This is a genomic window from Aquabacterium sp. UBA2148, assembly GCF_002328915.1.
GTDB classification, from domain to species: Bacteria; Pseudomonadota; Gammaproteobacteria; order Burkholderiales; family Burkholderiaceae_C; genus Aquabacterium; species Aquabacterium parvum.
In genome coordinates this window covers 3581-7203 of the sequence record NZ_DCXA01000191.1, presented here as the reverse complement: position 1 = coordinate 7203, position 3623 = coordinate 3581, and the positions used below count along the sequence as shown (strand labels likewise).

The 3623-nt window shown below is 63.7% G+C and carries 3 protein-coding genes; 2 read left to right on the top strand and 1 reads right to left on the bottom strand.

The window, feature by feature from the left end; translation table 11 throughout:
• Positions 1-957 (bottom strand): DEAD/DEAH box helicase (locus B2W70_RS10740; protein WP_286745608.1); only part of this gene is annotated, 957 nt, incomplete at its 3' end.
• 300 nt (positions 958-1257) lie between these two features.
• Here B2W70_RS10740 and dnaX point away from each other — a divergent pair.
• Together dnaX and B2W70_RS10730 are read left to right on the top strand one after the other, a co-directional pair.
• Complete coding sequence (gene dnaX, locus B2W70_RS10735) at positions 1258-3255, top strand: DNA polymerase III subunit gamma/tau (protein ID WP_286745606.1); 1998 nt, start codon at positions 1258-1260, stop codon at positions 3253-3255.
• A 67-nt stretch (positions 3256-3322) separates the two neighbouring features.
• Positions 3323-3623: YbaB/EbfC family nucleoid-associated protein (locus tag B2W70_RS10730; protein ID WP_286745604.1), on the top strand; the 301-nt coding region annotated here is incomplete at its 3' end.

The window sequence follows — 3623 nt, the reverse complement described above, 5'->3', positions numbered from 1 at the left end:
GTGCACGGCGTGTGGCAGCTGATCGATGTCGATGCCACGCGCGGCGATGTCTGTGGCGACCAGCACGCGCAGGTCACCCGTCTTGAAGTCGGCCAGTGCCCGGGTGCGGGCGCTCTGGCTCTTGTTGCCGTGGATCGCCATGGCCGTGATGCCCTGCTTGTCGAGGTACTCGACCAAACGGTTGGCGCCGTGCTTCATGCGCGTGAACACCAGCACCTGGTGCCAATCCTGGCTGAGGATCAGGTGGCTCAGGAGCTCCTTTTTGCGATCGCGGTCAACCGGGTGCACCTTCTGCGCGATGGTGTCGGCGGTGGCGTTGCGACGGGCCACTTCGATCACACGAGGCGAGTTGAGCAGGCGCTCGGCCAGGGCCTTGATTTCGTCGGAAAAAGTGGCCGAGAACAGCAGGCTTTGTTTTTTCGGCGGGAGGATATTCAGCACACGACGGATATCGTGGATGAAACCCATGTCCAGCATTCGATCTGCTTCATCAAGGACGAAAATCTCGACGTCATCGAGTTTCAGGTTTCCTTGCTGGTGGTGATCGAGCAAACGACCCGGTGTGGCAACCAGGATATCGACGCCTTGACGCAAGGCGTCAATCTGGGGATTCATGCCGACCCCACCAAACATGACCATCGATTTCAGAGACAGGTATTTGCCATAATTTCGGACACTTTCCTCGACCTGAGCTGCCAACTCACGCGTCGGGGTCAGGACCAGCGCTCGGATGGTGCGCTTGCGGGCACCCTCTGGCGCGGACGCAGACAGCTTTTGCAGCATGGGCAGCGTGAAGCCTGCCGTTTTGCCGGTTCCGGTTTGTGCGCCAGCCAACAAATCTCCGCCAGCGAGCACGGCCGGAATGGCTTGCGACTGGATGGGTGTGGGGTGGTCATAACCCGATTCTTGGATGGCACGCAAAATCGGTGCAGACAAACCCAGGTTTTCAAAAGACATACAGCGAGCCCGCTTGGTGCGACGCGGCGACTGCACTCACGTCGGCCGGGCTCGGTCTGCATGAGTCAACCGGCGTCCGCCAGTTAAATGGAATCATCGAACCTGACGGAAGTGTCCGGTCGATCCCTCGTCAAATTGTATGGGTGCCCCCACATCCGGGTGGGGATGATTTGACGAAATGAGGGGTGACTTTCTGAATATGAATGTTACCAGATGTGGCGAATGTTGTGGGCGCCACATCAAGCTTTTGACTTCCATTGCGACCCGGGGGCCAGGCGCGGCAGCCCCTAGAATCCGTGCATGACATCGACGGTTCTCGCGCGCAAGCACCGGCCAGGCAGCTTTGAGGCCATGGTCGGCCAGGGGCATGTGGTCCAGGCCCTCTCCAATGCGCTGACGCAGCAGCGACTGCATCACGCCTACCTTTTCACGGGCACCCGCGGTGTCGGCAAGACCACGGTTTCGCGCATCCTGGCGAAATCGCTCAATTGCATCGGCGCAGACGGCTTGGGGGGCATCACCGCTCACCCCTGCGGTCAGTGCCAACCTTGCCGCGACATCGACAGCGGTCGCTTTGTCGACTACGTCGAGCTGGATGCTGCTTCGAACCGTGGCGTCGAAGAGATTTCCCAGTTGCTGGAGCAAGCGGTCTACAAGCCGGTGGTCGGGCGCTTCAAGGTCTACATGATCGACGAAGTGCACATGCTGTCCACGCACGCCTTCAACGCCATGCTCAAGACGCTGGAGGAGCCGCCCGACTACCTGAAATTCGTGCTGGCCACGACCGACCCACAGAAAGTGCCGGTCACGGTGCTGTCGCGCTGCCTCCAGTTCAACCTTCGCTCGATGGCGGCGCAAACGGTGCAGAGTCACCTGGCAGAGGTGCTGGACAAGGAAGCCGTACCCCACGACGCCGCCTCATTGCGCCTGATCTCGCGTGCGGCCCGTGGCTCGATGCGTGACGCCATGTCCCTGACCGACCAGGCCATTGCCTTTGGCGGCGGTGGCCTGCAGGAAGACGTGGTGCGGCAGATGTTGGGCGCGGTCGATCGCAGCCATGTGCAACGCCTGATCGAGGCCGTTGCCGACGGCGATGGAGCGGCGCTGGTGGCCGCGGTGGACGCCTTGCGCGATCGTGGCCTGTCGGCTGCGGGCACGCTGGAGGAGATGGCGGCTGCTTTGCAGCGCATGGCGGTGGTGCAGGCGGTTCCGTCGCTGTCCAGCGACGCGGATGACCCCGATGCAGAAACCTGGGCCAGCCTGGCGCCAAGGTTGGCGCCTGACGAAACCCAGCTGTTCTACAGCCTTTGCCTGCAGGGGCGAGCCGAGCTGGCTTTGGCGCCTGACGAACACAGTGGGCTGCTCATGTTGATGCTGAGGCTGCTGGCCTTCAAGCCAGGCGGCGCTCACAACCGGGGGCCCGGCGACCCAAAAGCTGAGGGCTCGGCGGTCGCTCAGTCCGCCGAGCCGGTCTCTCGCGCCACCAGCACCGCTGCCCCGGCTGCGCCCTTGGTGCCTTCGCGCCAGCCTCAGTCCGAGGCTCATGCACGGCTCGCTCCGCGTCCAGCCCCGCCGACTCCGCAACCAGGCTCCCAGGCACCTGCCCGAGCCAGCGTTGCCCCTGGGGGCCTGGCCACATCGGCATTTCAGGTCGGCAGCGCGCCCACGCCTGCGCCTGCGGCGCCGCCTTGGGATGACGAGCCTCCGCTGGCCGAGCCTGACGCCGCACCAGCTTCAGACTGGTCGGACGATGGGGCGCCGCCTGAGTTGAGCACTGAGGCCTGGGTGGATGCGCCTGTAACGGGGTCTTCGGCGCATCCGCCGTCAACGACGCCTGAGGCCTTGGGTGCCGAGCAGACGTCCACCCCATCGCTGGGCGCGCAGTCTGCTGACCCCGATCCCTTGGCCGACACCTGGGCCGACGTGGTGGCCCAATTGCAAAGCCGGGGTTTGATCACGGCCCTGGTGCGTGAGCTGGCCGTTCAATCGCAATGCCTGGCGCACCGGGTCGAGGGCAATTCGGAGCACTGGAAGCTGCGTGTGGAGCGTGTCAGCCTGATGGGCGAGATGCACCAGGAGCGCCTGCATCAGGCTTTGGCTGCGCTGTCGGAGCGCGAGGTGCGCATCGAGCTGGAGCAGGGCGCCGCCTCCAACACACCAGCTCAGCGCGACCTGGCCGCCCGGGAGGCGCGTCAGCGTGCGGCCGAGGCCTTGATCGCAGCCGACCCCCTGGTTCGCCGCTTGATGACCGAGCACGCTGGCGCACGCATCCTGCCCGGCTCGGTGCGCCCTTTGTGAGCTCAGTGGCCTTGGCCTTGAGCGACAATCCCATCCGTTTTCTCTCTACCGATCGAAAGGACGAGCCATGCTCAAAGGACAACTCGCCGGGCTGATGAAGCAAGCCCAGCAGATGCAGGACAACCTCAAGAAGGCCCAGGATGAGCTGGCGCTGGTCGAGGTCGAAGGGCAGTCTGGCTCAGGCTTGGTCAAGGTCCTCATGACCTGCAAGAACGAGGTCAAGCGCGTCACGATCGACCCCAGCTTGCTGGCGGAAGACAAAGACATGCTGGAAGACCTGGTTGCCGCAGCGTTCAACGACGCAGCCCGTCGTGCCGAGGCAACCAGTTCTGAAAAAATGTCTCGCCTGACGGCTGGCATGCCGATGC

Excerpts from the sequence above, each read along its gene's own strand:
- dnaX (WP_286745606.1), top strand. The coding sequence starts at position 1,258 with ATGACATCGACGGTTCTCGCGCGCAAGCACCGGCCAGGCAGCTTTGAG.